Raw genomic sequence first — 24,973 nt, 5'->3', positions numbered from 1 at the left:
GAAAAGCATTATGAAAAAAATCATCAAAATTTTCGCATACCTCATCGTGGCGGTGCTGGCAGCCGCCTTGATTTTTTTAAACTGGCCGCTCTACCAACGCAGCGTGCCCGCAGCCGAAAACGAAAAGCCGATAGACGTGGTGGTAATCGGCGGCGGCATTATGAGCATGACGCTGTCCACTTTCCTGCAAGAATTACAGCCCGACTGGAACATCGAAGCCTTTGAGCGGCTGGATGCGGTGGGCTTGGAAAGCTCCAATGGCTGGAACAATGCCGGCACCGGCCATGCTGCTTTTGCCGAATTAAACTATACCCCCGAGAAAAACGGCGTGGTGAAAACCGACCGCGCCGTGCGCATTACCGAGCAATTTGAAGTATCGCGCCAATTCTGGGCGCATCAAGTGCGTGCAGGCCGCCTGAGCAGCCATCCGCAAGACTTTATCAATGCCACGCCGCACATGAGCTTTGTATGGGGCGATGCCAATATCGAATTTTTGCGCAAGCGCCATGCCGCGCTGGTGCAGCAGCCGATGTTTTACGGCATGCAGTTTTCCACCGATCAAGAGCAAATCCGCCAATGGGCGCCTTTGCTGATTGAAGGGCGCGACCCGCAGCAAAAAGTGGCCGCCACCTATATGCCTTTGGGCACCGATGTCAACTTTGGCGTGATTACCAACCAGCTCACCGCCGCTTTGCAAAAACAGCCCAATTTCAAGCTCAACTTGCAACACGAAGTGCGCGCCTTGCGCCAAAACAGTGATAAAACCTGGAACGTGACCGTATACGATTTGGCCACGCAAACAGAGAAAACCGTGAAAGCCAAATTTGTGTTTATCGGCGCAGGCGGTGCCTCGTTGAAGCTATTGCAAATGTCGGGCATTCCCGAAGCGCAAAACTATGCCGGTTTCCCCGTGGGCGGCCAGTTCTTGTCGTTTGACAATCCGAGCCTCACCACCCAACACCGCGCCAAAGTATACGGCCAAGCCGAAACCGGCGCGCCGCCGATGTCGGTGCCGCATCTGGACACCCGCTTCCTCGACGGCAAACAAACCATGCTGTTTGGCCCGTTTGCGCTTTACAGCACCAAGTTTTTGAAAAACGGCAGCTGGTTTGACTTGCTCAGCTCGGTGAACATACACAACGTTGCCGGTATGATGGCTGTGGGCGTGGAAAATCTTGATTTGGTGCAATATCTGGTGCAGCAGGCCATGCTTACCGACAGCGACCGCCAGGCCGAATTGCTGAAATATTACCCCAGCGCCAAGCCCGATTCATGGAAGCTGATCACCGCCGGCCAGCGCGTGCAAATCATCAAAAAAGACCTGGAAAAAGGCAGCGTACTGCAATTCGGCACCGAAATCGTGGCCGATAAAGACCACACCATTGCCGCGCTTTTAGGTGCTTCGCCCGGCGCATCCACTTCGCCTTCCATTATGCTGGGCTTGCTGCCCAAAGCTTTTCCCGAGCAGATGGCACAAGGCTGGGAAGCGCGCATTAAAGAAATCGTGCCCTCCTACGGCCGGCAAATCAACAGCAGCCCGGCGCTCACCAATGAAATCCGCCGCGCCACCAGCGAAACCTTGCAGCTGCCGTATATCGAAGTGCCGGCCGATTTAAACCACCCCAATCCCGCCCAAGCCATGCCGCCCGTTATCCCGGCGGCACCGGCGGCCAACGATGAAAAAAACCTGAATAAAGAAGAGCAGGCCATGTAAACAGGCCGTCTGAAAGCGCAAACCGGCTCGAAAGAGCCGGTTTTTTTATATAAGTAAGCCGTTTGGCGATGCCGTTTAATATCGTGAAATACATAAAAAAGTGATACAACGGGTAGGTTGGGTTGAAAACCCAACAAGCCCACAGGCCGTCTGAAACGTTGGGTTTATCAACCCAACCTACTCCGTGATAGTACGTGGCTTTGTATCACTTTTTCTTGCATTCTACTATAGTGAAATGCGACGCTCATTTTCTTTCAGTTCGAGTGAGCTTTCGATGCTGTGCGGGAAATCATCGTGGTTGGCCTGCAGGGCATGAAGGTGAGGCCGTCTGAAACTTTTCAGACGGCCTTTGTTCATATTTTTAGCATAAAGACATCAAACATTCATGTAGCTGTCATCAAAGATTTGTAAAGTGTTAAATTCAAGCCATGGTGATAGGGTGCGTTGGTGATGGGCAATGTCAAACCTAAAAAACCGAACGGTAATGTTTGCGGCTCGCTGCCTTGTTATCTTGTTTTTTAGATTTGGTTCATTCTTGTTGAAAAATAAATCAGCAGATTCAGAAACGGAGAGATGCGATGCTGCAACGTGATGCTCGAAATCAAGCGACGGCCGGGCAAGGCCGCCTAACGGTGGCGCTGGCGCGCTGCGATGCCGATATAGAAGAAGCACAGCGGCTGCGCTATAAGGTGTTTGCCGAAGAAATGGGCGCCGATATCAAGAGCGATAACGGTTTGGATGTGGATAAATACGATGAATATTGCCGCCATTTGATTGTGCGCGATGAAGACAGCGGCCGCGCGGTGGGCTGCTATCGTTTGCTCACCGAAGAAGGCGCACGTGCGCTGGGCGGTTGGTATAGCGAGAGCGAATTCGATTTGGCGCGCATCCGCCATTTGCTGCCGCACACGGTGGAATTGGGGCGCGCCTGCGTGCACCGCGATTACCGACACGGCGGCACGGTGATGTTGTTGTGGTCGGGGTTGGTGAAATTTATGCAGGCCGAGCGGCTGGAATATATGATAGGTTGCGGCAGCATGAGCATGGCCGATGGCGGCCATTTTGCGGCCAGCCTGTATAAAAAGTTGGCGCAAACTTATTTGTGCCCGCCCGAATATCGCGTGTTTCCTCATTTGCCGCTGCCCTTGCCGGCCTTGCGCGATGATGTGGCGGCCGAATGCCCGGCGCTGATTAAAGGCTATTTGCGCGCGGGCGCGTATATTTGCGGCGAGCCGGCTTGGGATGCGGATTTTAACTGCGCCGATGTGTTGATTATGATGCCGATGTCGCGGGTGAGCCCGCGCTATCTCAAGCATTTTTCCAAATAGTTTGCCAAAGCATTCTGCTTGAAAGGCGCTTGGTGAACAGCCCTTAATGGTTTGGTGGTTTAAGGTTTCAGACGGCCTTTTTTATGCGTACTGTTTTTCGTTTGTGTTTGGTCGGTTTGCATATGCTTGGCGGCGTGTTGCAAATGGCTTTGTGGTTTCCCTGGCTGAGCCGGCAGCGGCAGTTGGCGCGCATCGGCGCTTGGTCGGCACAGCTGCTGAATATTTGCGGCGTGCGCCTGCAGGTAAACGGCGTGCCGCCCGCGCCTGAAGCAGGCCCGCTGATGCTGGCGGCCAACCATATTTCGTGGCTGGATGTGTTTGCCGTCAATGCGGTGGTGCCGGCGCGCTTTGTGGCTAAGGCCGAGGTGGCGCATTGGCCGGTGGCGGGCTATCTGGCGCGTAAGGCGGGTACGGTGTTTGTGTCGCGCGAGCGCAGCGGCGGCACACGGGCAAAAGTGGCGCAAACCGCGCAGGCGCTGTGTGATGGCGAAGTGGTGGCGATTTTCCCTGAGGGCACCACCACCGTGGGCGATGTGGTGTTGCCGTTTAAAAGCAGCTTTTTTCAAATCGCGCTGGATCATCAGGCCAAGGTGATGCCGGTGTTGTGCTGCTATCCGCTGGCTGATGGCGGCCTGAACGAGCAGATGGCTTATTGCGGCGACACCAGCTTTGTGCAGTCGTTGCGCGCGATTGTGGCGCAGCCGCAAAGCGTGGTGGTGCTCGATTTTCTGCCGCCGCTGGCCGCGGAGGGCAGCCGGCGCGAGCTGGCGGCCGAAGTGCGTGCGCAATTGGCGGCTAAGCTGGCCGAATCGGTGCCGGTGCGGCCGGTCGCGGAACCGGGCAGGGCGCAAGCTGCGGCTGAATGGTCTGCGGATGGATAATGGCGACAACACAAAGCAGTAAGGCATCAAGGCCGTCTGAAAAGGTTTCAGACGGCCTTGATGTTTTGTGTGTTGTGTATGGGATGTATGCTGTTGGGCTTGCTTCGTATGCTGAATGATTGTGCAAGATGTAAATAAAATCAATATTTAGGTTGTAAACGGGAATTATTTCCATTAATATTGTGCGGCTATGAAAAACGAACATATCTTAACGCCGTCGGTGTTTGCCTTGGTGGCTTTGCTGCACATCGGCTTGATGAGCTTGCTGTGGCAATCGGCCAAGCCCGCGCAGGTGACGGTGCAGCATATCGAATTTGTGGATTTGAGCGATTTGGGCAGCGGCGGCGGGCAGCCGGAAAGCGCGCCTGCGCCGCCGCCGCCCCCGCCCAAAGTGGAGCCGCCCAAGCCGCGCCCGCTGGAGCCGGCCAAGCCGGTTCTCAAACCGGTGGTGACGAAAAACGACAAAGCCGATATCCGCCAAGTGCCGGAAAAGCCGAAGCCGGTTGAACAGCCTAAACCGAAGCCGAAGCAGGAAACGCCCGAGCCCAAGCCTGCCGAGCAGGTTGCTGAACGGCCTGCCGAGCGGCCCGCAGCCAAAATCACCGCCGCAGAAGGCCGCGGCAGCGGCGAGCGCAGCGGCGGCAATCATTCGAGTGCACGTGGCGAAGGCGGTGCCGGCGGCAGCCAAGCAGGCGGCAGCGGCGGCTCTGGTGCCGGCAGCAGCGCGGCCAACGCCATCCGCGCCACCGGCTCGATTGCACGGCCGCCTTATCCGACGATTTCTCAAGAAAACGGCGAAGAGGGCACGGTGGTGTTGAAAATTATGGTGTCGCCCGATGGCAAGGTTACCAATGTCGGCGTGGCCAAGAGCAGCGGCTTTGCGCGGCTCGACCGTGCCGCCCGCAATGCGGGAAAAAACGGCCGCTTCCAGCCCAACGGCTGGACGGAATACACGGTGCCGGTGAGCTTCAAGCTGCAATAAGGCTGCAGCCTGCCACCAAGGCAAAACAGACGGATTTGATTAATTTAAGTTGGGAAGAAAACAATGGATTTAGGACAGGTATTTGAATCAGGCGATTATGTGTTGATGGGTGTGTTTTTGGTGCTGGTGTTGATGAGCATCATCACATGGAGCGTGATTATCGTGCGCGCGCTCAAGCTGCGGCGGGCGAAAAAAGGCAATGCTGCAGTGCAGCCCTTGATTTGGAATGCACAAACGCTGCCCGAAGCGGTGGTGCAGGCCGAAAGCATCGAGTCGCCCATCAGCGAGCTAACGCTGGCATCCGTGCGCGCGCATGGCAATTACTGCCAACATAAAGACACGCAAATGGCCGCGGCCGTGCCGCTGAATGAATATTTGGTGCGCCAGATACGCAACAGCATGAGCCAGATTCTGCGCCCGTTTGACAGCGGCCTCACCGCGCTGGCCTCTATCGGCGCCACCGCGCCTTTTATCGGCCTTTTCGGCACTGTGTGGGGCATTTACCATGCGCTGATCAACATCAGCACCAGCGGCCAGATGAGCATTGCGGCTGTGGCCGGCCCCATCGGCGAGGCGCTGGTGGCCACGGCCGCGGGCCTGTTTGTGGCGATTCCGGCGGTGTTGGCGTATAACTTTTTGGTGCGCGGCAACAAAACCCTGGCGCAGAATATGGATGCGTTTGCCCATGATCTGCATGTGCAGCTTTTGAATCAAAAGGATTAAACCATGGCTTTCGGCTCGATGAATTCCGGCGAAGATGCGCCGATGTCCGACATTAACGTCACCCCGCTGGTGGATGTGATGCTGGTATTGCTGATTGTGTTTATGATCACCATGCCGGTGCTCACGCATTCGATTCCGCTGCAACTGCCCACGGCTTCCGAGCATGCCAAGCAGCAAGAGCAGCCCAAAGATCCGCTGCGGCTCAGCATCGATGCCAACGGCGCCTATTATTTGGGCACCGATACGCAAGGGCTGCGTTTGGATGAATTGGGCGCGCAGCTGCAAGCGGCGCAGGCGCAAAACTCGGACACCATTTTGGCCATCGCCGCCGATAAAGAAGTGTCTTACGATTTTGTAGCCAAAGCCCTGATTGCCGCGCGCGAAGCCGGTGTGAGCAAAGTGGGCTTTGTAACGGAAGAAACGCCGGGCAATTAAGCTTGCTATGCCGGCTGTGTAAACAGGCCGTCTGAAGCGTGGGCTTTCAGACGGCCTGTTTTATTGTGCAGCATTATTCAGCATATAGTGATACCCATTCAAAAAAGTAAGCTAACAAGGCGGCGAGCCGCAGACAGTACAGATAGTACGGCAAGGCGAGACAACGAAGTTAGGTTATTTTTTTGGATTGGTATGAAATGCATAAAAAAGTGACACAACGGGTAGGTTGGGTTGAAAACCCAACAAGCCCACAGGCCGTCTGAAACATTGGGTTTGACAACCAAGCTACTCCGTTATAGCGCGTAGTTTTGTATCACTTTTTCTTTTTCTTGCATTTGGCTATAGATGCTGATGCCGCCGAAGCAGCTTGAATGGTTTCAAACACTTGCGGTGCGCTTTTCCAAACGGTAAGAAGCAAACCAGATGATTAAGCCGCCCAAGGCCAGAAGGCTGCCGACAATGCCGGTGGACGTCCAGCCGAAGCCCGCGTTAATCGCTAAGCCGCCGAGAAACGGCCCCAGCGCGTTGGCGGCGTTGAAAGCGCTGTTGTTGAGCGCGCCGGCCATGGTTTGCGCATCGGGGGCCACATCCATCAGCCGCACTTGCAGCAAAGTGCCGATGGCGCCGCCCATGCCGATAAGCACCACCAGCAGCGATATGGTGCGGATATCGTGCGCGGCCAGCGGAAACAGCGCGAGCATCACCATGCTCCAAAGCAGCAGGCCGGCAATGCAGGGCATCAGCTTTTTGCCCACGGCAAAGCGCGGGATAATCAGGTTGCCCAGCGTCATGCCCACGCCGAAGAGCGCCAGCACCAGCGGCACCACCGCGGCGGATACTTTGGTGACTTCCATCAGCGTGGAAGCCATATAAGTATAAATGGCAAACATGCCGCCAAAGCCGATGGCACCGGTGAGTAAGGTGAGCCACACCTGCTTATTGGTGAGCGCTTTGAGCTCGCGGATGGCGCTGGAGCCGCCACTTCGCATGGCTTGTTTGGGCAGAAAAAGCGCCAGCGACACGGTGGTGGCCACCGCCAACACCGCCACAATCACAAAACACGCCCGCCAGCCGATGGCTTGGCCTGTCCAGCTGATCAGCGGCACGCCTATGGTGCAGGCCACGGTGAGGCCCAACATCATCATGCCCACCGCTTGCGCGCGTTTGGCCGGCGGCACTAATGATGCGGCCACCAGCGCGCCCACTCCGAAATAAGCGCCGTGGGGCAGGCCGCTTAAAAAGCGCCACACCAAGAGCGATGAATAATTGTCGGCCAGCGCGGTGGCGATGTGGCCGAGGGCAAATGCGCCCATCAGGCACAAAAGCAGCGTGCGCCGCGACATGCGTGCGGCCAGCACGGCAATCGAGGGCGCACCCACCACCACGCCGAGCGCATAAGCGCTGATCAAGTGGCCGGCGGTGGGCTCGCTGATGCCCAGCCCGGCGGCAATATAGGGAATCAAGCCCATGGTGGCGAATTCGGTGATGCCGATGGCAAAGCCGCCGAGCGCGAGCGCGAGCAGCAGCAAGCGCGGGTGGGGGATGGTGTGTGACATTTTTTATCGTTTCGTGTGCGGTATAAACAGGAAAACGGCTGCGCAGCGGCAGCCGTTGTGTTGAGTGGTTAACATTATAACAAATTGAATGAAACAAATAAAGGCCGTCTGAAGACACTATCCGCTTTCAGACGGCCTGTGTGTTGATTCAGGTAAATCAGGCGCCGTGCACTTTAAAACGGCCTTCCAACGGCGCAAAAGCTTTCTCGCCTGCCGGTGTGGCGATGCCGCCAAACACCATTTCGGCACGCAGCTTCCAAGAAGCCGGAATATCCCAAGCTTCGGCCACAGCGTGGTCGATTAAGGGGTTGTAGTGTTGCAAATTGGCACCGATGCCGGCTTCGGCCAGCGTGGTCCACACCGCATATTGGTGCATGGCATCGGTATGCTCCGCCCACACCGGGAAATTGTCGGCATAAGCCGGGAAATTTGCTTGCAGGTTTTGCACCACTTCTTGGTCTTCAAAAAACAGCACCGAGCCGGCAGCGGCTTTAAACATGGCCAATTTTTGCGCGGTGGGCTCGAATTTATCTGCCGGCACAATGGCGCGCAGCGCATCTTCCGTGATTTGCCACAGCTTTTCATGCTCCGCGCCAAACAGCGCCACCACGCGGGTGGATTGCGAGTTGAAAGAAGAGGGTGTGTGCAACACGGCATGCTCGATGATTTTGGCCACTTCGGCAGCGGGCAGCGGCAGGTTTTTATTTAAAGCATAAATGGTGCGGCGCTTTTCAGCCCCTTTTTGAACATCTTGGTAAGCCATTTCGGTTTCCTTTGGTGAAGCCGGCAAAATGCCGGCTTTAAAATCAAGATTGGGTTTTAACTGCAAGAGAGATTATGCATCGCTATGGCGCTTGTTGTCCAAGGCCCAGGCACCGCCGCCGGCTGCGGCCAGATAGAGGAACACAAAGCAGAACAACACAGCTGCTTCACCACCGTTGAGTATCGGGAAAAGCGGGGCGCTGGCTGCATGGCCGATAAAATAGGCTGCCGCCATTTGGCCTGAAAGCACAAAAGCCACCGGGCGGGTAAACAAGCCGAGCAAAAGCAGCAGGCCGCCCACCAGCTCGAGCACGCCGGCCAAGCCGTAGAGCGAAAACAGTTGCAAGCCGTCAAACATTTCCACATGCGGCACGCCGAAAAGCTTGGCGGTGCCGTGCAGCAAAAACAGATAAGCCGCAACAATGCGCAATACCGACAACAAAACCGGTTGATAACGGGCTAAAGCATTCATGGTGATTCTTCTTTCGTTGGTGTGTGATGAATAGAGCGCAGTATAGCCTTGCCTGATTGGTTGATATATACTCGTTTTATTGAATAACTATTTCTTAGCAGGAAAATATGGATACTTTGCTCAGCCTGAAAGTGTTTCGCGAAGTGGTGCAGCAGGGCAGCTTCACCCGCGCGGCCGACAAGCTTGATATTTCGATAGCGATGGCCAGCAAGCATGTGAGCCATTTGGAAAACAGCATCCACGCCAAGCTTTTGCACCGCAACAGCCGCAACCTGCACCTCACCGAAGCGGGCGAAGAATATTACCGCCAATGCAGCTATGCGCTCGAAACGCTTGACACCGCCGCCGAGCGCGCCGCCAGCGGCACCGACACCCCGCAAGGGCTTTTGCGCATCACCATGCCGCAATGGTTTGCCAATAGCCGTATGGCCGATTGCTTTGCCGAATACCGCCGCCGCTACCCGGAAGTGACGCTGGAATTGTCGCTCGACAACCGCAAAATCGACCTGATTGCCGATGGCTTCGACATGGCTTTGCGCGTGTCGAGAGACCCAAATCCTTCGCTGATTGTGAAGCCCATTACTGAAATCCGCTTTTTCCCTGTGGCCTCGCCCGATTATCTGCGCCGCCACGGCGTGCCGGTAACGCTGGCCGAAGCCGCACAGCACCAAGCCGTGCTGCCTTCTTATGTGGACATGAGCACGGTAACGTTCACCCGCAACGGCGAAACGGAAACTTTGCAGCTTACATCGCAAATGCGCAGCAGCAGCACCTTGATGCTGCGCAAATTGATTCAGGCCGGCAGCGGCATCGGCTATATGCCCGAATGGCTGGTGGCCAATGATTTGAAACAAGGCTCGCTGGTGCAGCTTTTGCCCGAATATGAAATGCCGCCGATCAAGCTCTATGCGGCTTATGTCGACCGCGCATTTTTGAGCGCCAAAGTGCGCAGCTTTATTGATTTTCTGGTGGAAAAAATGCAGTAGAAAACATCATAAAAACTCATCAAAAAGGCCGTCTGAACTTTCAGACGGCCTTTTATTTCATATAGAGCAATCAGCGAAACACCATGCCGCCGTCGATCAAAAGCGATTGGCCGGTCATGTAGTCGGAATCTTCCGAAGCCAGATAATGCACGAGCGCAGCCACATCTTGCGGCACTTGCGGGCGCCCCATCAAAATGCCGGCCGAGAATTTTTCAAATGCTTCGCCCGGTTTGGTGTCGATATATTTGGCCATTTCCGCATCAATGCGGTCCCACATCTTGGTGGCGGCCACGCCCGGGCAATAAGCATTAACGGTGATTTTGTGCTTGGCCAGCTCTTTGGCCGCCGCCACCGTGAGCGCGCGCACGGCATGTTTGCTGGCGCAATACACGCCGAGCAAATCATAAGATTCATGCCCCGCAATCGAGCAGGCATTGATGATTTTGCACACGCGCCCGCCGCCTTGCTTTTTCATTTGCTCGGCCGCTGCTTGTGTGCCGAAAATCACGCCTTTAACGTTGATGTTGAACACGCGGTCGATATCGGCCTCGCGCACATCTTCCAGCGCCATCACGTCTTCAATGCCGGCATTGTTGATAAACACATCCACACGGCCGAAGGTGTCTGCCGCGTGTTTGACCAGCGCAAACTGATCTTCGCGCTTGCCCACATCGCCCAAAAATGCGCTTACCGCCGCGCCGCGTGCTTTGAATTCGGCTTCGGTTTTGGCCAAGGTGTCGGGATTGATGTCCGACAACACAATGGCAAAGCCGTCTTGCGCCAAACGCTCGGCAATGCCTTTGCCCAGGCCGTCGCCCGAGCCGGTAATCACTGCTACTTTTTTGCTGCTCATTGCATCGCTCCTTTTGAGGTTGAATCAGTCGGGTGCTGCATGTTGCAATTGATTAAAACATAAACAAGCTGCCATCAACAACCGTATAAACCCAGCTTAAAAAGGCTTTACACAAACAGGCCGTCTGAAAGCTTTCAGACGGCCTGTTTGAAACAAGCACATCAAAGTGCACGGCATCAGGCTGCGGTAAAAGGTTCGCCCAAATAATCCAGCAGTATCGACACATGCGATTGCGCCGGATTTTTCACCGCTGTGAGCAGCAGCACATCGTGCTGCTGCGCCAGCGTTTTCAGACGGCCTATGGCCGCCTGCTCGGTTTGGCCGTGCAATTCTTCCCAAGAACGCTGCGTGAATTCATCGAAATGCGCTTGCACATCGGCGTGATACCATTCGCGCAAAGCCGCGCTCGGGGTGATGTCTTTCAACCACAACACGCCCGCCATGCGCGCTTTCGGTATGCCGCGCGGATAAAGGCGGTCGACAAACACCGCCGCGCTCGCTGCCGGGCTCGTAATCGTAGATTCTTTGCACGTGATACCAATCCAAAAAAATAACCTAACTTCGTTGCCTCGCCTTGCCGTACTATCTGTACTGTCTGCAGCTCGCCGCCTTGTTATAGATGCGGCAACTAATTATTGAATATTCACATCCTCTTGCCCGCAGCAGAAACCTGTTCCCTCTCCCGTGGGAGAGGGCTAGGGAGAGGGCAACAAGCCAAAGGCTTGTTTGCCGGCATCTGAAAATGTTCAATATTTAATTGCCGAATCAATAGCTTACTTTTTTGAATGGGTATCATACACAATGGCTGCCTTTCCGAATAAATCGATGCAGGCCGTCTGAAAAAAACAGGCGGTTTAGGGTCTGTTCACATTTCATCACGCGGCAATATTTTGGCTCAAAAACGCGCCTGCTGCGTTGAAAATGCTCGCAAGGTGTTCAACCTTGCTGTGCTTTTCGCCTTGCAGCCACGCTTTTGCGCTCAAAATCTTACTCGCGGATGAATTGTGAACAGACCCTAGGCTTTCCAGGTCAGCGCCAAATCGTAGAGCGCTTTTTTGCTCTCGCCGGTAATTTTCGCCGCCAAATCGGCAGCCTGCTTGGTGGGCAGGTCGGCGGCCAATATTTTCATTACTTGCTGCGCCGCTTCGGGCATGTCGCTGTGTTTTTCCACCTGCGCCGGATGCAGAATCAGCACCATTTCGCCGCGGCTCTGGTTGCTGTCTTCTTTCAAGGCCGTCTGAATGTCGGCCACGCTGCCGCTTAAAAAGGTTTCAAACGTTTTGGAGATTTCGCGCGCCAGCACGATTTTTCGCTCGGGAAAAAGCGCGGCCATATCGGCCAGCGCCGCTTCGATGCGGTGCGGCGTTTCAAACATCACCACCGAATAATCGGCTTCAAGCCATTTGGCCAAAAGCCTTTGGCGCTCACCCACTTTGGGCGGCAAAAAGCCGTTGAAATAGAAATTCGGCTCGGCCACGCCGGCCACGCTCAAGGCGGCCATCACGGCGCTCGGGCCTGCCACCGGCACCACTTTAAAGCCCGCTTCACGCACACGCGCGGCCAGCTTCGCGCCCGGGTCGCACACCGCCGGTGTGCCCGCATCGCTCACTTGCGCCACGCTTTTGCCCTCGGCCAGCGCGGCGATGATTTTATCGGCCATGTGCTGCTCATTGTGCTCGCGCACGCTCAAAAGCTTGGCCTGGATGCCGTAAGCGCTCAAAAGCTGGCCGGTCACGCGCGTGTCTTCCGCGCAAACGATATCCACATGCGCGAGCACCGCCAGCGCCCGCAGCGTGATGTCGGCCAGGTTGCCGATGGGCGTGGCCACCACATATAATGTTTGCGCAGCCAGGCTGTCGCAGGCTTTTTGATAATGTTTCTGCATATGAATAATGGAAGAGGCCGTCTGAAAGGCTTCATTATAACGGGGATAAACACAATGCGCTTAAACCATAAAGAAGGAGCGGCCGCCGAAGATGCGGCGCTGGTGTTTTTGCAGGCGCAAGGCTGCAAGCTGGTGGCGCGCAACTGGCATTGCCCGTTTGGCGAAATCGACCTGATTGTCAAAAATGGCAACACGATTTTATTCGTTGAAGTAAAATACCGCAAAAGCAGCCGTTTCGGCGGCGCGGCCGGCAGCATCACCCCGGCCAAGCTGGCTAAATTGCAGCGCAGCGCGGAACATTATCTGCAGCAACACCGTCTCAACCACGCACCCTGCCGCCTTGATGCCGTATTGATCGAGGGCGGCCACAAGCCCGAATGGGTGCAAAATATCACAGGTTAATCCATCACATGACAACATTACAAAACCGCGTGGCCGAACATTTCGCCCAAAGCATCCAAGCCAAGCAGCAAGCCGCCGAAGTGTTGAGCGCGCCCACCGCGCAAGCCGCCGAAATCATGCTGCAATGCCTGATGAACGACGGCAAAATCCTCGCCTGCGGCAATGGCGGCTCGGCTGCCGATGCGCAGCATTTCGCCGCCGAAATGACCGGCCGCTTTGAAAAAGAGCGCATGGAATTGGCCGCCGTGGCGCTCACCACCGACACTTCCGCGCTCACCGCCATCGGCAACGATTACGGCTTCGACCATGTGTTCAGCAAGCAAGTGCGCGCGCTAGGTCGCCCGGGCGATGTGTTGATCGGCATTTCCACTTCCGGCAATTCAGCCAACATCATCACCGCCATCGAAGCGGCGCACGAGCGCGACATGCAGGTGATTGCTTTCACCGGCCGCGACGGCGGCAAAATCGCGGCCATGCTCAACGACAACGATATTCTGCTCAACGTGCCGCACCCGCGCACCGCCCGCATTCAAGAAGTGCATATTCTCTTGATTCATGCGCTGTGCGACTGCATCGACACCATGCTGCTCGAGGGCGTATAAGCGCCGCCGGGCGGCGGTGTATGCAAAAGTGCGCAGAACACGCTAGAATCACGCCCTGATTGTTTCCGATTTTCTCCGGCAGCCGTAAAGGCTGCCCGAACGCATCACGAAAGGACGTTTGTATGAGCATCAAAAAGCATGCCCTCACCTTAGCCGCCGCCACCTTGTTGGCTGCCGGCCTTAGCGGCTGCGTGGGCGCGATTGTGGGCGGCGCGGCGGTGGGCGGCGCATCGGCCATCGACCGGCGCAGTACCGGCGCGCAAGCCGATGACGAAGTGATGGAATTGCGTATCCGCAACACCGCCAACACTTACCTGCGCCAAAACAATGCCGCCGAAGGCTTCGAGCCCAAGCTTGCCGTGGTGAGCTACAACCGCCACATCCTGCTTTTGGGCCAAGTGGCCACTGAGGGCGAGAAAAACTTTGTCGAACAAGTGGCGCGCGCCGAGCAATCGGCCCAAGCGGTGTATAACTACATCGAAGTGGCACCGCAAGCGCGCACCTTCGGCAATGTGAGCGCCGACACCTGGAGCACCACCAAAGTGCGCACCACCTTGCTCGGCATTCAGGGCGTGATTCCCAGCCGCGTGAAAATCGTCACCTATGAAGGCACCACTTATGTGATGGGCATCCTCACGCCCGAAGAGCAGGCCGCAGTCACCGAAAAAGTAAGCACCACCGCCGGCGTGCAAAAAGTGGTTACCCTTTATCAAACCTATATCCAACAACCATAATCCGGAACAGGCCGTCTGAAATGCCGCAAGCATTCAGACGGCCTGCCGCCATCGGGAATATTCATATGCCAGCGCGACAGAATGCCGCCAAAAAAGGTTTCAACCTCACCCCCAAACATCTATTGCTCGCCGCTTTTGTGGTGGTGGCGCTGGCCGTGGCCGCGCTGGTGGTGGGCGTGTTCCGCACCATGAGCGCACCGGGTGAAATCGCCGCTGCCCCACCTGCGAACAGCAGCGGCAACACCGTTGAAATCTTATCGCCGCGCGGCGCATCGAATGTGGCCGTGCCGGCCGGGCAAGTGTTGTTGCCGGGGCAGGTAGCCGCACCGCCGGCCGAAGCCGCAGCAACAGGCGGCCGCACACAACCGGCCGCGCCGGCCAATGCCGAAACGCCGGCAACGGCGGCCAAACCCGCAACGGTTGCCGCAGCACCTGCTGCAAGCGCTGCACCTGCCGCACCGGCTGTTGCGCCGGAAAAACCTGCGCCCGCACCGGCCAACCCCGCAGCCAAGCCCGCCAAACCTAAAGATGTGATGGATAATCTGTTTTAAGCATCGGATAAACCCATTAAGTTGCAAAAGGCCGTCTGAAAACTTTTCAGACGGCCTTTTTAGTGTGTAGGTCGGATTCTCGAATCCGACGCTTGTTCGCAGAACAAGGTTTTCCGCTGCGTTCAGACGGCCTTCAGCGAGGGTGCGAGCAACGAAACGCAATCGTGCTTATGAGCCGACTCATACCAATCCAAAAAAATAACCTAACTTTGTTGTCTCGCCTTGCCGTACTATAGTGAAATGCAAGGAAAAGTTATATGAAACTGCATGCTACAACGGCGTAGGTTGGGTTGATAAACCCAACGTTTCAGACGGCCTGTGGGCTTGTTGGGTTTTCAACCCAACCTACCCGTTGTGTCACTTTTTTATGCATTCCACTATATTTGTACTGTCTGCGGCTCACCGCCTTGTTAGCTTACTTTCTTGAATGGGTATCAAATCAAATGCTTGCGGGCAAACAACCAAACATCAAATGCCCAAAAGAGGAATCAGCAGCGGTGCGAGAATGGCGGTGAGCACGCCGTTGAAAATCAGCCCCAGGCTGGCATAGGCGGCGAATTTGCGGCTGCGCTCCATGGCCGAGGCGATGCCCATGGCGTGTGAGGCTGTGCCCAGGGCGATGCTTTGCGAGGTGGGTGGGCCCACGGTGCTGCTGCTGAGCAGCTTGAAACCTATCATCTGCCCCATCATACCGGCGAGAATCACGGTGGCGGCGGTGATGGCGGGTATGCCGCCGATGCTGCGGGTGATTTCCAGCGCAATCGGGTTGGTGACCGATTTGGCCGCCAGCGAGAGCACCACTTCGCGCTCGGCGCCCAGCCATTTGGCGAAATACATGCCGGTAATGATGCCGGTGATGCTGCCGGCCAATTGCGAGGTGATAATCGGCAGCCATTGGCTGCGGATTTTCGGCCAGTTGACGTAAAGCGGCACCGCCAGCCCCACCACGGCCGGTTGCAGCCAAAAATCAATGATGCGGCCGGCTTCGTAATAAGTGGGGTAGTCGATATCGAAAAGCTTCAGGTAAAGAATAATCAGGCAGGTGCTGATCATCACGGGATTGCACAAAATGCTGCCGGTGCGGGCGCGCACGAGGTTGGCCAGCCCGTAAACCGTTACGGTGAGAAACAGCAGCGTCACCGGATGCGCGAGCATTTCCATCACCAATACCTCCGCATCAACTCATGCGCTTTGCCGGTGACAAACAACACCAGAAAAGTGCTGGCCAATGTTGCCACGGTAATCGAGAGCCAGTCTTTGCGGATAAGGTCTAAATAGCTGATCACCGCCACGCAGGCGGGCACTAAAAATAATGATAAGTTGGTCATCAGCACGTTAACCAATTGCTCGAGCCAGGCTTTTTTCACCCAGCCCGCCTGCAAGGCGGCAAACAATAAGCCCATGCCGATAATGCTGCCCGGCAGCTTCAAGCCGGTAAAAAACACAATGCATTCGCCCGCGGCCAAAAAGCCCAGCAAAATGCCCACTGCACGTATCATTTTTCTCTCTTTTCAACGCTTTTCGGATGAAGAAACGGCTTTCAGACGGCCTGTCGGTAAAAGAGGCCGTCTGAAACTTTTTGCCGCATAACAAATTTTCGGATGCGGTGTGATCCGAACCATATCTTGTTCAGCCGCGTTTGTAAGGGTTTTCCAGTCCGGCCACCAGCGCTTGCAGATAATCGCGCAGCTGTGCTTCGCCGCAGCCCATCAAGAGCGCATCTTCAAACGCATCTTGGGCGGTTTGGTAAAGCTCCTGCATGTTTTCGCTCATGACTTTGATTTTTTCGGTACAGGAAACGATGTCGCCATCGTCGCCATACCATTTCGGCATTTCAGGCATGCTCATGATGGTTTCCTACTGAAGAAAGCGCGCGGGGTCGTTTTTTTTCACGCGCCGCGCGGTCACATATCTGCTGCCCCAATATTTGTTGTCAAGGCTCGTGATTTCGATGTTTTTGCCTGTGCGCGGGGCGTGAATAAAGCGGTTGTTGCCGATATAGAGCCCCACATGCGAAATGCGCCGCCCCGCCGTGTTGAAAAACACCATGTCGCCCGGCTGAAGATCGCTGCGGCTCACCGGCTCGCCCATGCGCGCCTGCTCGGCCGAGGTGCGCGGCAGGTTGATTTGCATGCTGCGGCGGAAAATATGCTGCATAAAGCCGCTGCAATCGAAGCCGGTGTTGGCCGAAGTGCCGCCGTAGCGGTAGGCCACGCCGAGCAGACCCATGGCGCTGCCGATTAGGTTGTCGGCCTCGTTGCGGCTGATGTCGCGGCTGTCGGTGCGCCCGGCGGCTTGCAGATTAATCAGGGTTTCCAGCTCGTCGGCATGGGCGGCGGCCGGCATCAACAGGCAGATGGCGGCCAGCGTGGTGATAAAAAATTGCTTCCATGAGTTCATGCACATGCATTCCGTGTGTTTCACGGCCGTCTGAATGCATTCAGACGGCCTTTGCCAATCTTTGTTTTCCGCAACTCGGCCGCATTCGCTGCCGAGGGTTTGTGTGCTATGCTGTTAATCATTCTTGTATAGGCGCACACAATACAGCAAAAGCCATGATGATTCCAACTTTACTTGCCATGCGCGATTTCTCGCGTATGCGCGAAATCATGACGATTTTGTCGAAGCACGGGCTGGGCGAATTTGTCCAGCGCATCAAGCTTTCGCACAAAGGCGTGCGCGGTGCCGATGATGAAGCGGCATCGAATCAGCGCTATATGAGCACGCCCAGGCGCTTTCGGCTGGCGTTTGAAGAGCTGGGGCCTACTTTTGTGAAGCTGGGGCAAGTGCTCTCCACGCGCGTGGATATTTTTGATGCCGAGTGGATTGAAGAATTCGAGCAGCTGCAAAGCGATGTGGCGCCCATTGCCACCGCCGATATCCGCGTGTTGATCGAAACGCATCTGGGGCGGCCTTATCACGAGGTGTTCAAACACATCGACCCGCATCCCATCGGCAGCGCATCGATTGCGCAAGTGCACCGCGCCCAATTGGTGGACGGCGATATTGTGGCGGTGAAAATCAAGCGTCCCGACATCGAGCCGACCATACAGGCCGATTTGCGTATTTTAAATCATCTGGCGCATCTTATCGAATCGGAAATTCCCGAAAGCCGCCGCTACCAGCCGGTGCAGATGGTGCAGTATTTCGCCCGCAGCCTCGCCAAAGAAACCGATTTATCGGTGGAATTGCGCTATATGCAGCGCTTTGAGGCCACATTTGCCGGCCATCCTTTTGTGCACATTCCCAAGATTTATGCCGAATATTCCAACCGCTATCTTTTGGTGCAGGAATACATCGGCGACAAATTGTTGAAAAACGTGCCGTCTGAAAGCCTGGCTGCCGACACCCGCCGCATGTTGGCCAACCGCATCACCGACACCTTGTTTACCATGATTTTGCAGCAGGGCTTTTTTCATGCCGACCCGCATCCGGGCAATATCTTTATCAACGAAGAGGGCGGCATCACGCTGATCGATTTCGGCTTGGTCGGCCATTTGAGCAGCACCCGCCGCCGCGAAATCATTGATTTGATCAACGCGCTCACCCACCGCGACCAATTCACCATGCAATATGTGCTGAGCAATTGGGCGCAGGGCGAATTGCCCGATGAAAACCTGCTCGGCGCCGATGTGCTCGAAATGCTGCTCAATTATGAGCACACACCCATGCGCGATCTGCGCATCAGCCAAGTGATTAACGACATCACCCAAATCATGCGCCAACACGGCCTCACGCTGCCGGGCGATTTGGTGATGCTGTTTAAAACCCTGATCACGCTCGAGGGCGTGGTGAAAAAGCTCGACGGCAGCGCCGAGATGCTGGAGCAGGCCAAGCCGATTGTGGCCGAAGTGTTTAAAGCGCGCGCCTCACCCGAGCATATTCTGCGCAAAAGCAAGATGCACGCGCAAACGCTGCTGCAATCGCTTGATGAGTTGCCGCAAAATCTCTTCCGCTTGAGCCGGCGCATTCAAAAAGGCCAGTTTGTGGTCAACCTCGATTTCAAGCGCACCGAGCAATTTATCCACCAAATCGACAAAGCCACCAACCGCCTCACCATGGGCATTGTTACCGCCGCGCTGATTATCGGCTCGTCGATTGTGATGAGCATCGAAACCGGCCCCAAGTTTATCGGCTTTCTCGGCTATTTATTGGCCTTTACCAACAGCTTGTGGATTATTTGGTCGATTTGGCGCTCGGGCAAACATTAAGCGCTCTGCCGTGCAGGGAAGGCCGTCTGAAAGCTTTCAGACGGCCTGATTTTTCATCAATGCGTCATCAAAACACGTTATACTAAAGTGTTTGAAAAAGCCATATTCAGGGATTGTTATGTCGGATCAAAACCGCCTGCTTTGCCGCGAGCTGAGCCTGCTCGCTTTCAACCGCCGCGTGCTTGCGCAAGCGCAAGATGCGCGTGTGCCGCTTTTGGAGCGGCTGCGTTTTTTGTGCATTGTGTCATCGAATCTGGATGAATTTTTCGAAGTGCGCATGGCCTGGCTCAAGCGCGAGCAGAAGCTGCGCCCCAACAGCCGCCTCGACAACGGCAAAACTCCCGCCGAAACCATCGCCGCCGTGTCGGCCGAGGCGCATGCCATTATTCAAGAGCAATACGCGCTTTTCAACGATGAGCTGCAACCTGCGCTCAGCCGCGAAGGCATTCATTTTTACCGCCGCCGCAACTGGACGCCGGCGCAGCGCGCCTGGATCGAGCGCTATTTCGATTGCGAGCTTTTGCCCATACTCACGCCCATCGGGCTTGACCCTTCCCACCCGTTTCCGCGTCCTTTGAATAAATCGCTCAATTTCGCGGTGGAATTGGAGGGCAAAGATGCATTCGGCCGCGCTTCGGGCATGGCGATTGTGCAGGCGCCGCGCATTTTGCCGCGCGTGTTGCAACTGCCGCCGGAAATCTGCGACGGCGACAACGGCTTTGTGTTTTTATCATCGATTTTGCACGAATACGTTTACCGCCTTTTCACCGGTATGGAAGTGAAAGGCTGCCACCAATTCCGCCTCACCCGCGACAGCGACCTGATTGTGGATGAGGAAGACTTGAAAAACCTGCGCACCGCCATTCAAAGCGAATTGCACGACCGCGAATACGGCGACGGCGTGCGCCTGGAAGTGGCCGACACCTGCCCCGAGCATATCCGCAACTTTCTGCTCAGCCACTTCAAGCTGGGGCAAAGCGAGCTTTATCAGGTGCAAGGCCCGGTAAACCTGGTGCGCCTGATGGCCGTGCCCGATATGGTGGCGCGCCCCGATTTGAAATTCAAGCCCTACACCGCCGGCGTGCCCAAGCGCTTGCGCAAAGGCAATTCGATACTTGATGCGGCGCGCGATAAAGATATTTTGCTGCACCATCCTTACCAATCGTTTGAGCCGGTGGTGCAGTTTATCCGCGAAGCTTCGGTCGACCCGGATGTGGTGGCCATCAAAATGACCATCTATCGCACCGGCAGCCATTCCGATTTGGTGCGCGCGCTGATGACTGCCGCGCTGGCCGGCAAGCAGGTAACTGTGGTGGTGGAATTGATGGCGCGCTTTGACGAAGCGGCCAATGTGAATTGGGCACAGCAGCTGGAAAACGCCGGTGCGCATGTGGTGTATGGCGTGTTCGGCTATAAAGTGCACGCCAAAATGGCGCTGGTGTTGCGCCGCGAAGAGGGCAGGCTCAAGCGCTATGCCCACTTGGGCACCGGCAACTACCACCAAGGCACGTCGCGCATCTACACCGATTTCGGCCTGATTACCGCCGACAAGCAAATCACGATGGATGTGAACACTTTATTTTTGGAAATCACAGGCTTAGGCCAGCCCATTCATCTGAAAAAAGTGTATCAAAGCCCGTTTACGCTGCACAAAATGATTATTGACAGCATCGCACGCGAAGCAGCGCACGCCAAGGCCGGCAAAAGCGCGCGCATTATCGCCAAAATGAATTCGCTGATCGAGCCCAGCGTGATTGAAGCGCTTTATGCCGCCAGCGATGCCGGCGTGGAAATTGATCTGATTGTGCGCGGCATGTGCGCGCTGCGGCCGCAAGTGCCCGGTTTGTCGGACAATATTCGCGTGCGCTCGATTATCGGCCGCCAGCTCGAACATTCGCGCATTTTCTATTTCTACAACGGCGGCGAAGAAAACACCTATATTGCCAGCGCCGACTGGATGGGGCGCAATTTCTTCCGCCGCATCGAAACCTGCACGCCGGTGGAGCAGGGCGAGCTCAAAGCGCGCGTAATCCGCGAAGGCCTCACGCTGGCGCTGGAAGACAATCAGCAAGCCTGGCTGATGCAGCCCGACGGCAGCTACATCCGCGCACCCTTCGCCGAGGGTGATGTGCCGGTGAATCTGCAAAACGATTTGTGGCAGGAATTCGGCAGCTGAGCCTGCCGGCTGCAAGCAAGAAAGGAAATGCGGGTTAATTGAATAGCGGATTGCCGCAATTGAAAAAGGCCGTCTGAAATAATGTTTCAGACGGCCTTGATGTCGGCACAACGGCTTACACCACAATATTCACCAAACGCCCCGGCACCACAATCACTTTCTTGGCCGGTTTGCCTTCCATAAATTTCACCGCGCCTTCGGTGGCCAGCGCGGCGGCTTCAAGTGCATCTTTGGGCGCATCGGCGGCCACGGTGATTTTGCCGCGCAGTTTGCCGTTTACCTGCACCATGATCTCGATTTCCGATTTCACCAGCGCGGCTTCGTCTACTTGCGGCCAGGCGGCATCCCACAGCGCGGTGCCGGGGCGCAGCTCTTGCCACAAGGCTTCGCTGATGTGCGGCACAATCGGCCACAACAGGCGCACGGCGGCTTCGAGCACTTCTTGCGCCACGGCGCGGCCTTCGGCGCTGCTGCAATCGCCGTTGCGCACACAGGCGTCGTATTGGTTGAGCAGCTCCATCACGGCGGCGATGGCGGTGTTGAATTGCAGGCGGCGGCCGTAATCGTCGCCCACTTTGGCGATGGTGCTGTGCAGCTTGAAGCGCAATTCTTTCAGCGCTTTGCTCAAGCCTTCTTGGCTACCTGAAAATGCGGCTGCGGCATCACCGCTGCTGCGGTAGTCGTAGACGGTGCGCCACAGGCGGCGCAAGAAGCGGAACGCGCCTTCCACGCCGCTGTCGCTCCATTCCAGCGATTGCTCGGGCGGCGAGGCAAACATCATAAACAGGCGCGCGGTGTCGGCGCCGTAGGCTTCAATCAGCGCTTGCGGGTCGACACCGTTGTTTTTCGATTTCGACATTTTTTCGGTGCCGCCAATCACCACCGGCAGGCCGTCGGCTTTGAGCACGGCGGAAACAGGGCGGCCTTTGTCGTCAAACGTCAAATCCACATCGGCGGGGTTAATCCAATCTTTGCTGCCGTTGGCCGCTTCGCGGTAATAGGTGTCGCACACCACCATGCCTTGGGTGAGCAGGCGCTCAAACGGCTCGTCTACATTCACCAAGCCTTCATCGCGCATCAGCTTGGTGAAAAAGCGGGCGTATAAAAGGTGCAAAATGGCGTGTTCGATGCCGCCGATGTATTGATCCACCGCGCCCCAATATTGCGCGGCTTGCGGGTCAACCATGCCTTGTTCGAATTGGGGCGACATATAGCGGAACGGATACCAGCTCGATTCCATAAAGGTATCCATGGTATCGGTTTCGCGCTTGGCCGCGCCGCCGCATTTGGGGCAGGTGGTTTCGTAGAATTCGGGCATTTTGGCCAAGGGCGAGCCGCTGCCGTCGGGCACCACATCTTCGGGCAACACCACCGGCAATTGCTCGGCAGGCACGGGCACATCGCCGCAAGTGCTGCAATGCACAATCGGAATCGGGCAGCCCCAATAGCGTTGGCGCGAAATGCCCCAATCGCGCAGGCGGTATTGGGTTTTCGGTGCGCCTTGATTGGCTGCCTGCAAATCGGCGGCCATGGTGTCGTAGGCCGTCTGAAAGCTTAAGCCGTTGTATTTGCCGCTGTTCACCAACGTGCCGCTTTCTTTGTCGCCATACCATTCCTGCCATTGCTCGGCATCAAAAGCGTTGTCGCCCACGGCAATCACTTGTTTAATCGGCAGGCGGTATTTGTGGGCAAACTCGAAATCGCGCTCGTCGTGCGCGGGCACGGCCATCACCGCGCCATCGCCATAGCCCCACAATACATAGTTGGCAATCCACACTTCCAGCTTGTCGCCATTGAGCGGATTCACCACAAAGCGGCCGGTGGGCACGCCTTTTTTCTCCATCGTGGCCATATCGGCTTCGGCCACGCTGCCCGCCTTGCATTCGGCGATAAAGGCTTGCAGCTCGGGGTTGTCTTGCGCGGCAGCGGCGGCCAGCGGATGCTCGGCGGCCACGGCCATATAGGTGGCGCCCATCAAGGTGTCGGGGCGGGTGGTGTAGACTTGCAGATAATCGGCATAGTCGCCCGCCAAGCCTTGTTTGCTTTCAGGGGCTACCTGAAAACGCACCTGCATGCCGCGCGATTTGCCAATCCAATTGCGCTGCATGGTTTTGACCTGCTCGGGCCAATGCTCGAGTTTGTCGAGGTCGGCCAGCAGCTCTTCGGCATAATCGGTGATTTTGAAGTAATACATCGGGATTTCGCGCTTTTCAATCAGCGCGCCCGAACGCCAGCCGCGCCCGTCAATCACCTGCTCGTTGGCCAGCACGGTTTGATCCACCGGATCCCAGTTTACGGTGCCGTTTTTGCGGTAAACGATGCCTTTTTCAAACAGGCGGGTAAACAGCCACTGCTCCCAGCGGTAATACTCCGGCGTGCAGGTGGTGACTTCGCGCTCCCAATCGATGGCAAAGCCCAGGCTTTTAAGCTGGCTGCGCATATAATCGATGTTTTCATACGTCCATTTGGCCGGGGCGACATGGTTTTTCATCGCCGCATTTTCGGCCGGCATACCGAACGCATCCCAACCCATGGGCTGCATCACATTAAAGCCGTTGAGCAGCTTAAAGCGGGAAAGCACATCGCCGATGGTGTAGTTGCGCACATGCCCCATATGCAGCTTGCCGCTGGGATAGGGAAACATAGACAAGCAATAATATTTGGGCTTGCTTGTGTCTTCAGATACGTTGAACAAGCGGGCGTGTTGCCATTTTTCTTGGGCGGCAGGCTCGATGGCCGAGGGTTGGTAGTGTTCTTGCATGGTTTGGCTTTGATGTGAAATTGCGGCAGGCGCAAACAGAATAAAAATAAAGCGGAATTATAGCAGCTTCGCGCAAGGGTTTTGGAAATAATGGCTCAGGCCGTCTGAAAGCTTTTGACTTCAGGCGGTGCCAGCCTAGGTTTGTAACTAGACTATGTTGATTGCTTTAAATATATGCTAGATCCAAAGGCTTCTAAAGGTATTAATTCAGTTGAAAGAATATAATTTTTTAACTTTGGAGCTATTTGTTTGGCATTTTTATCTAATTCCCAAAACCTTGGCTTATCAAGGGCACCAGAATTAATCATTGCTTGTTGGCGAAGCCAATTCTCTGTTATGGGCAAATGTTCCAATAGTTTCGATTCTACAATTAAAAATTGATAATGATCAAAATGAATAGCATTAAATAATACGAGAAACTGGATTTCAGATGGCAATAAACCGCGAACTAATCCATAGCATTCTTTTTTATCTGTATCATCAATTTTGGTGTTTTTATAAATATAGTCGAGTAGATGATACAAAGTAATTAAATAAGGCTTGAATTCAAAATGAGTATCGATCAACTCAGCTATTGACTGATGAAATTTTTCTTTGTCATCAGTATATTTTTCACCTAATTTTCTTTGGTCTAGTTCTGTTAGTTTATGTGTAAAATTAGAAAATTGACCGATAATAGCTTTATTTAAAGTATGCAGAGAATAGGGCTTCTCTTTTATTTTATCTAAAAGTTGGTTATGTTCATTAAGTAATACATTGAACAATGCATAGAATTCGTTATTCTTTTGATTTTTGTATGTTAGGGAACTAAACCAAACCAACCCAATGGCAGAGGCAATCGTTCCGCACATTATCATCCAATTAGTAAAGTCATTTCTTCCAATCTCTAGCTGAAATACTCTAAAAAATGTATAGAAAGAAATCATGCATGCAAATAGGCAGATTATAAATAGAAGTAA

Annotated in this window: 25 protein-coding genes; 13 read left to right on the top strand and 12 right to left on the bottom strand. The window is 55.2% G+C overall.

Going from position 1 to position 24,973, the window contains the following annotated elements; genetic code table 11:
* The first annotated feature begins 10 nt into the window (after positions 1-10).
* The 6 genes from mqo to LVJ78_RS10175 all read left to right on the top strand — a co-directional run bounded on the left by mqo (position 11) and on the right by LVJ78_RS10175 (position 6,063).
* Positions 11-1,714, top strand: a complete 1,704-nt coding sequence (mqo, locus tag LVJ78_RS10200) for a malate dehydrogenase (quinone) (RefSeq protein ID WP_132952840.1) — start codon at positions 11-13, stop codon at positions 1,712-1,714.
* A 578-nt stretch (positions 1,715-2,292) separates the two neighbouring features.
* Positions 2,293-3,042: a GNAT family N-acetyltransferase gene (locus LVJ78_RS10195; RefSeq protein WP_132952838.1), complete on the top strand. Its 750-nt coding sequence runs from the start codon at positions 2,293-2,295 to the stop codon at positions 3,040-3,042.
* Positions 3,043-3,125: 83 nt separating this feature from the next.
* Entirely contained in the window at positions 3,126-3,923 is a 798-nt protein-coding gene (locus LVJ78_RS10190) for a lysophospholipid acyltransferase family protein (RefSeq protein ID WP_132952836.1), read from the top strand.
* A gap of 190 nt (positions 3,924-4,113) precedes the next feature.
* Positions 4,114-4,905 (top strand): energy transducer TonB, encoded by a 792-nt coding sequence (locus LVJ78_RS10185; protein WP_132952834.1) that lies wholly within the window; start codon positions 4,114-4,116, stop codon positions 4,903-4,905.
* A 63-nt stretch (positions 4,906-4,968) separates the two neighbouring features.
* Positions 4,969-5,628 (top strand): MotA/TolQ/ExbB proton channel family protein, encoded by a 660-nt coding sequence (locus LVJ78_RS10180; protein ID WP_132952832.1) that lies wholly within the window; start codon positions 4,969-4,971, stop codon positions 5,626-5,628.
* A gap of 3 nt (positions 5,629-5,631) precedes the next feature.
* Positions 5,632-6,063 (top strand): ExbD/TolR family protein, encoded by a 432-nt coding sequence (locus LVJ78_RS10175; RefSeq protein ID WP_132952830.1) that lies wholly within the window; start codon positions 5,632-5,634, stop codon positions 6,061-6,063.
* Positions 6,064-6,440: 377 nt separating this feature from the next.
* Here the strand turns inward: LVJ78_RS10175 and LVJ78_RS10170 are convergent, their stop codons facing one another.
* The 3 genes from LVJ78_RS10170 to LVJ78_RS10160 all read right to left on the bottom strand — a co-directional run bounded on the left by LVJ78_RS10170 (position 6,441) and on the right by LVJ78_RS10160 (position 8,853).
* Positions 6,441-7,619, bottom strand: coding sequence for an MFS transporter (locus LVJ78_RS10170; RefSeq protein WP_132952828.1), 1,179 nt, complete (start codon positions 7,617-7,619; stop codon positions 6,441-6,443).
* A 157-nt stretch (positions 7,620-7,776) separates the two neighbouring features.
* Entirely contained in the window at positions 7,777-8,382 is a 606-nt protein-coding gene (locus tag LVJ78_RS10165) for a nitroreductase family protein (protein ID WP_132952826.1), read from the bottom strand.
* Between the two features lie 72 nt (positions 8,383-8,454).
* On the bottom strand, positions 8,455-8,853 hold the full coding sequence (locus tag LVJ78_RS10160) for a DoxX family protein (RefSeq protein WP_132952824.1): 399 nt from the start codon (positions 8,851-8,853) through the stop codon (positions 8,455-8,457).
* Between the two features lie 107 nt (positions 8,854-8,960).
* On the opposite strand from LVJ78_RS10160, the gene LVJ78_RS10155 reads away from it, so the two are divergent.
* A complete protein-coding gene (locus LVJ78_RS10155) occupies positions 8,961-9,839 on the top strand; it encodes a LysR family transcriptional regulator (RefSeq protein ID WP_132952822.1) in 879 nt (292 codons plus the stop codon).
* Positions 9,840-9,909: 70 nt separating this feature from the next.
* On the opposite strand, the gene LVJ78_RS10150 is transcribed toward LVJ78_RS10155, so the two are convergent.
* From LVJ78_RS10150 to rsmI, 3 genes are all read right to left on the bottom strand, one after another.
* A complete protein-coding gene (locus LVJ78_RS10150; RefSeq protein ID WP_132952820.1) occupies positions 9,910-10,692 on the bottom strand; it encodes an acetoin reductase in 783 nt (260 codons plus the stop codon).
* A gap of 176 nt (positions 10,693-10,868) precedes the next feature.
* The gene (locus LVJ78_RS10145) at positions 10,869-11,180 is read right to left on the bottom strand and encodes a DUF488 domain-containing protein (RefSeq protein ID WP_243650321.1); all 312 of its coding nucleotides are present in this window, start codon (positions 11,178-11,180) and stop codon (positions 10,869-10,871) included.
* Positions 11,181-11,707: 527 nt separating this feature from the next.
* Positions 11,708-12,577: a 16S rRNA (cytidine(1402)-2'-O)-methyltransferase gene (gene rsmI, locus LVJ78_RS10140; RefSeq protein ID WP_132952818.1), complete on the bottom strand. Its 870-nt coding sequence runs from the start codon at positions 12,575-12,577 to the stop codon at positions 11,708-11,710.
* A 54-nt stretch (positions 12,578-12,631) separates the two neighbouring features.
* On the opposite strand from rsmI, the gene LVJ78_RS10135 reads away from it, so the two are divergent.
* From LVJ78_RS10135 to LVJ78_RS10120, 4 genes are all read left to right on the top strand, one after another.
* Positions 12,632-12,979 (top strand): YraN family protein, encoded by a 348-nt coding sequence (locus tag LVJ78_RS10135; RefSeq protein ID WP_132952816.1) that lies wholly within the window; start codon positions 12,632-12,634, stop codon positions 12,977-12,979.
* An 8-nt stretch (positions 12,980-12,987) separates the two neighbouring features.
* Complete coding sequence (locus LVJ78_RS10130; protein ID WP_132952814.1) at positions 12,988-13,581, top strand: phosphoheptose isomerase; 594 nt, start codon at positions 12,988-12,990, stop codon at positions 13,579-13,581.
* Between the two features lie 122 nt (positions 13,582-13,703).
* Complete coding sequence (locus LVJ78_RS10125) at positions 13,704-14,315, top strand: BON domain-containing protein (protein ID WP_132952812.1); 612 nt, start codon at positions 13,704-13,706, stop codon at positions 14,313-14,315.
* A gap of 65 nt (positions 14,316-14,380) precedes the next feature.
* The gene (locus tag LVJ78_RS10120) at positions 14,381-14,866 is read left to right on the top strand and encodes a hypothetical protein (protein ID WP_132952810.1); all 486 of its coding nucleotides are present in this window, start codon (positions 14,381-14,383) and stop codon (positions 14,864-14,866) included.
* Positions 14,867-15,334: 468 nt separating this feature from the next.
* On the opposite strand, the gene LVJ78_RS10115 is transcribed toward LVJ78_RS10120, so the two are convergent.
* The 4 genes from LVJ78_RS10115 to LVJ78_RS10100 form a co-directional block, all read right to left on the bottom strand.
* The gene (locus LVJ78_RS10115; RefSeq protein ID WP_207894266.1) at positions 15,335-16,030 is read right to left on the bottom strand and encodes an LrgB family protein; all 696 of its coding nucleotides are present in this window, start codon (positions 16,028-16,030) and stop codon (positions 15,335-15,337) included.
* Entirely contained in the window at positions 16,027-16,365 is a 339-nt protein-coding gene (locus LVJ78_RS10110; protein ID WP_132952806.1) for a CidA/LrgA family protein, read from the bottom strand. Before LVJ78_RS10110 ends, LVJ78_RS10115 begins: the two co-directional genes overlap by 4 nt.
* 130 nt (positions 16,366-16,495) lie before the next feature.
* Positions 16,496-16,714, bottom strand: coding sequence for a hypothetical protein (locus tag LVJ78_RS10105; protein ID WP_132952804.1), 219 nt, complete (start codon positions 16,712-16,714; stop codon positions 16,496-16,498).
* Positions 16,715-16,723: 9 nt separating this feature from the next.
* A complete protein-coding gene (locus LVJ78_RS10100; RefSeq protein WP_165870891.1) occupies positions 16,724-17,266 on the bottom strand; it encodes a C40 family peptidase in 543 nt (180 codons plus the stop codon).
* A 155-nt stretch (positions 17,267-17,421) separates the two neighbouring features.
* On the opposite strand from LVJ78_RS10100, the gene LVJ78_RS10095 reads away from it, so the two are divergent.
* Positions 17,422-19,077 carry an ABC1 kinase family protein gene (locus LVJ78_RS10095; protein WP_132952802.1) on the top strand — a complete coding sequence of 552 codons (1,656 nt, stop codon included), beginning with the start codon at positions 17,422-17,424 and terminating at the stop codon, positions 19,075-19,077.
* Positions 19,078-19,195: 118 nt separating this feature from the next.
* Positions 19,196-21,253 (top strand): polyphosphate kinase 1, encoded by a 2,058-nt coding sequence (gene ppk1, locus LVJ78_RS10090; protein ID WP_132952800.1) that lies wholly within the window; start codon positions 19,196-19,198, stop codon positions 21,251-21,253.
* 115 nt (positions 21,254-21,368) lie between these two features.
* On the opposite strand, the gene leuS is transcribed toward ppk1, so the two are convergent.
* Both leuS and LVJ78_RS10080 read right to left on the bottom strand, forming a co-directional pair.
* Complete coding sequence (gene leuS / locus LVJ78_RS10085) at positions 21,369-24,014, bottom strand: leucine--tRNA ligase (RefSeq protein ID WP_132952798.1); 2,646 nt, start codon at positions 24,012-24,014, stop codon at positions 21,369-21,371.
* A gap of 152 nt (positions 24,015-24,166) precedes the next feature.
* Entirely contained in the window at positions 24,167-24,940 is a 774-nt protein-coding gene (locus LVJ78_RS10080) for a putative phage abortive infection protein (protein WP_165870890.1), read from the bottom strand.
* Between the last annotated feature and the right edge of the window lie 33 nt (positions 24,941-24,973).

The sequence above is a fragment of the Uruburuella suis genome, from assembly GCF_022870845.1.
Lineage (GTDB): Bacteria > Pseudomonadota > Gammaproteobacteria > Burkholderiales > Neisseriaceae > Neisseria > Neisseria suis.
The sequence above is the reverse complement of the archived record's forward strand: the minus strand, read 5'-3'. Positions and strand labels throughout refer to the sequence as shown.